The following is a 3,642-nucleotide window of genomic DNA, read 5'->3' as shown; positions in this document are numbered from 1 at the left end:
AATTTTAGTAACCCATGTTATTGCAAAGGTCTCAATCCACTATAAACGGCAATTTTGTACGGGAACAAATAGCGAACAATCAAAAGGTCGTCTGAAAATTTCAGACGACCTTTTTTCATTTCATCAACAGCCTAGTTGAATCAATCCAGCTTTTTAAAGTGGCGGCGGCGTTCCAGTTCGCTCAGGTAACGCTTGCGCAGACGGATGGACTGCGGCGTGATTTCAACGAGTTCGTCATCGTCGATAAACTCGACCGCGCCTTCCAGCGTCAGCTTAATCGGCGTGGTTAGGCGCACGGCTTCGTCGGTGCCGCTGGCGCGGATGTTGGTGAGTTTTTTACCTTTGAGCGGGTTGACCACCAAATCGTTGTCGCGGCTGTGGATGCCGATAATCATGCCTTCGTAGATTTTGTCGTTGGGCGATACGAACATACGGCCGCGGTCTTCCAGATTCCATAAGGCATAGGCGACGGCTTCGCCTTGCTCTTGGGAAATCAGTACGCCGTTGTGACGGCCGGGCATATCGGGTTTCACAGGCGCGTAGTCGTCAAACACATGGCTCATCAGGCCGACGCCGCGCGTCAGGGTCATGAATTCGCCTTGGAAACCGATTAAGCCGCGCGCGGGAATATGGTATTCGAGGCGGGTACGGCCGTTGCCGTCGCTTTCCATATTAGTCAGTTCGCCGCGGCGGCGGCCGAGTTCTTCCATTACCGCACCTTGGTTTTCGTCCGGTACGTCTACGGTCAGGTTTTCATAAGGTTCGCATTTTTGACCGTCAATGTCGCGGTACACGACGCGCGGTTTGCCGACTGCCAGTTCAAAGCCTTCGCGGCGCATGTTTTCCAGCAAAATGGTCAGGTGCAGTTCGCCGCGTCCGGATACGCGGAACACGTCGGCATCGGCGGTATCTTCCACGCGCAGGGCGACGTTGGTCAGCAATTCTTTTTGCAGGCGGTCACGGATTTGGCGGCTGGTCACGAATTTGCCTTCGGTACCCGCCAGCGGGCTGGTGTTCACCATAAAGTCCATGGTCAGCGTTGGTTCGTCCACGCTCAACATCGGCAGACCTTTGGGGTTGTCTTTGTCGGTGATGGTCACGCCGATACCGATGTCTTCAATACCGGAAATAATCACGATGTCGCCGGCTTCGGCTTCTTCAAGCGGCACGCGTTCCAAACCTTTGAAACCCAAAAGCTGGTTGATGCGGCCTTGGGCAATTTGCTGATCATGGTTCATCACGGCAACGACTTGGCCGGGTTTGATACGTCCGTTCAGGATACGGCCGATGCCGAGGCGGCCGGTGTAGTTGTCGTAGTCGAGTTGGGAAATTTGCAGTTGCAGCGTTTCGTCTGCGCTGCCGCTCGGTGCAGGTGTGTGTTTTAAGATGGTGTCGAACAGCGGATGCATGTCGTTGCTCTCGTCGGTTTCTTCCAGTTTGGCGAAACCGGACAGGCCGGAAGCGTAGACAATCGGGAAGTCCAATTGCTCGTCGGTTGCGCCCAAGTTGTCGAAGAGTTCGAAAGTTTGGTCGATGACCCAGCTCGGACGGGCGGACGGTTTGTCGATTTTATTGATGACGACGATTGGTTTCAGTCCCAAAGCCAAGGCTTTTTTGGTAACGAAACGGGTTTGCGGCATCGGACCTTCCTGCGCGTCCACCAACAATACGACGCAGTCCACCATACCCAAAACGCGCTCCACCTCGCCGCCGAAGTCGGCGTGTCCCGGAGTGTCGACGATGTTGATGTGGTAGCCTTCGTAATCGATGGCGGTATTTTTGGCGAGGATGGTAATGCCGCGTTCTTTTTCAAGGTCGTTGCTGTCCATCACGCGTTCGTCAACCTGCTGGTTGGCGCGGAATGTACCGGATTGGCGCAGCAGTTGGTCAACTAATGTGGTTTTGCCGTGGTCGACGTGGGCGATGATGGCAATGTTGCGAATTTGTTTCATGGTGATATGTATTTCAAATGATTTTTATCAAAAAGTAACTCGCGATTATATCACGGTTCATCTTATCGGACGGAGGGGGAGTAGATTAAATTTGAATCGGTACGGCGTTTGTTCCGGTTCAACCGTCATTCACTATATGCGTACTGCGGCACAGTTTGACGATATAGTGGATTAACTTTAAACCAGGACGGCGTTACCTCGCCTTAGCTCAAAGAGAACGATTCTCTAAGGTAGTGAATCGGTTCCGTACTATCTGTACTGTATCTGCGGCTTTCGCCTTGTCCTGATTTAAAGTTAATCCACTATAAAAGCATTTGAGAATAATTAATAATAAAATTTGATTGGGTTTTGTAATTTATTTGCTTTTATTTATGGTTAAAGAGTGTAAATGTTTTTGAATGTTGAAATGGATTCTTAATACCAATGGCAACAAATATCTATATAAAACAAGATATTGAATTTTCAGACGACCTTTTAAGGCTTCTGTTTCTTTTGATAATTGTTTGTATTTTAAATAGAAAATTTGTCAAGCGTCAGGCTTTTTCATACAATTCAGCCATCAAGAAACAACACGCAATGTTTTTTACAGACACTTTACAATTTCAAAGAAAGAGAAAGAATTATGCAAGGCAATCAAGCTGTTATCGATTGTATGAACGAACTGTTGTCCGGCGAGCTGGCTGCACGCGATCAATACTTCATCCACTCACGCCTGTACTCCGAATGGGGCTACAACAAACTGTTCGAGCGTCTGAATCATGAGATGGAAGAAGAAACCACCCACGCCGAAGACTTCATCCGCCGTATCCTGATGCTGGGCGGTACACCTAAAATGACCCGTGCCGAACTGAACATCGGTACCGACGTGATTTCCTGCCTGAAAGCGGATTTGAACACCGAATACGAAGTACGCGATGCGTTGAAAAAAGGCATCAAACTGTGCGAAGAAGCACAAGACTACGTTACCCGTGATTTGATGATTGCCCAGTTGAAAGACACTGAAGAAGATCACGCCCACTGGCTGGAACAACAACTGCGTCTGATCGAACTCGTCGGCGAAGGCAACTACTACCAAAGCCAACTGTAATTAAGCGTATAAGGAGCTGAAAATGAAAGGCGATCGCTTAGTTATCCGCGAGCTGAACAAAAACTTGGGCTTGCTCTTGGTTACCATCAACCAATACTTCCTGCATGCCCGCATTTTGAAAAACTGGGGCTTTGAAGAATTGGGCGAACATTTCTTCAAACAGTCCATCCGCGAAATGAAATCCGCAGACGATTTAATCGAGCGTATTTTGTTCTTGGAAGGTCTACCTAACCTGCAAGAATTGGGCAAACTGCTGATCGGCGAATCAACTGAGGAAATCCTGACCTGCGATTTGACAAAAGAACAGGAAAAACACGATGCCCTCATCGCTGCCATCGCCATCGCGGAACAACAGCAAGACTACGTCAGCCGTGATTTGTTGGAAAAACAAAAAGACATCAACGAAGAACACATCGACTGGCTGGAAACTCAGCAGGAACTGATTGGCAAAGTCGGTTTGCCGAACTACCTGCAAACAGCGGCGCAAGAGGACTAAAACACAAACCACTGCCAAATATAGCAGTCCCTGCACCCATAAACGGCATATCCTTTCGGATATGCCGTTTTTCTTTTAATATAGTGGATTAAATTTAAATCAGGACA

At 48.7% G+C, this 3,642-nt stretch carries 3 protein-coding genes; 2 read left to right on the top strand and 1 reads right to left on the bottom strand.

Annotation, left to right across the window (positions count from 1 at the left end):
* Positions 1-140: 140 nt before the first annotated feature.
* Positions 141-1,952 (bottom strand): translational GTPase TypA, encoded by a 1,812-nt coding sequence (gene typA, locus HMPREF3050_RS00790; protein WP_070773130.1) that lies wholly within the window; start codon positions 1,950-1,952, stop codon positions 141-143.
* Positions 1,953-2,574: 622 nt separating this feature from the next.
* On the opposite strand from typA, the gene bfr (HMPREF3050_RS00785) reads away from it, so the two are divergent.
* Positions 2,575-3,039: a bacterioferritin gene (bfr, locus tag HMPREF3050_RS00785; protein ID WP_070773129.1), complete on the top strand. Its 465-nt coding sequence runs from the start codon at positions 2,575-2,577 to the stop codon at positions 3,037-3,039.
* A gap of 22 nt (positions 3,040-3,061) precedes the next feature.
* Complete coding sequence (gene bfr, locus HMPREF3050_RS00780; protein WP_003765819.1) at positions 3,062-3,535, top strand: bacterioferritin; 474 nt, start codon at positions 3,062-3,064, stop codon at positions 3,533-3,535.
* Positions 3,536-3,642: the final 107 nt, after the last annotated feature.

Origin of the sequence: Neisseria sp. HMSC065D04, from assembly GCF_001815675.1 — a bacterium.
Classification (GTDB): Bacteria; Pseudomonadota; Gammaproteobacteria; order Burkholderiales; family Neisseriaceae; genus Neisseria.
Note: the sequence above shows the minus strand (reverse complement) of the source record. Positions and strands in the feature narration are given on the sequence as shown.

Excerpts from the sequence above, each read along its gene's own strand:
- typA (WP_070773130.1), bottom strand. The coding sequence starts at position 1,952 with ATGAAACAAATTCGCAACATTGCCATCATCGCCCACGTCGACCACGGC.
- bfr (WP_070773129.1), top strand. The coding sequence starts at position 2,575 with ATGCAAGGCAATCAAGCTGTTATCGATTGTATGAACGAACTGTTGTCC.
- bfr (WP_003765819.1), top strand. The coding sequence starts at position 3,062 with ATGAAAGGCGATCGCTTAGTTATCCGCGAGCTGAACAAAAACTTGGGC.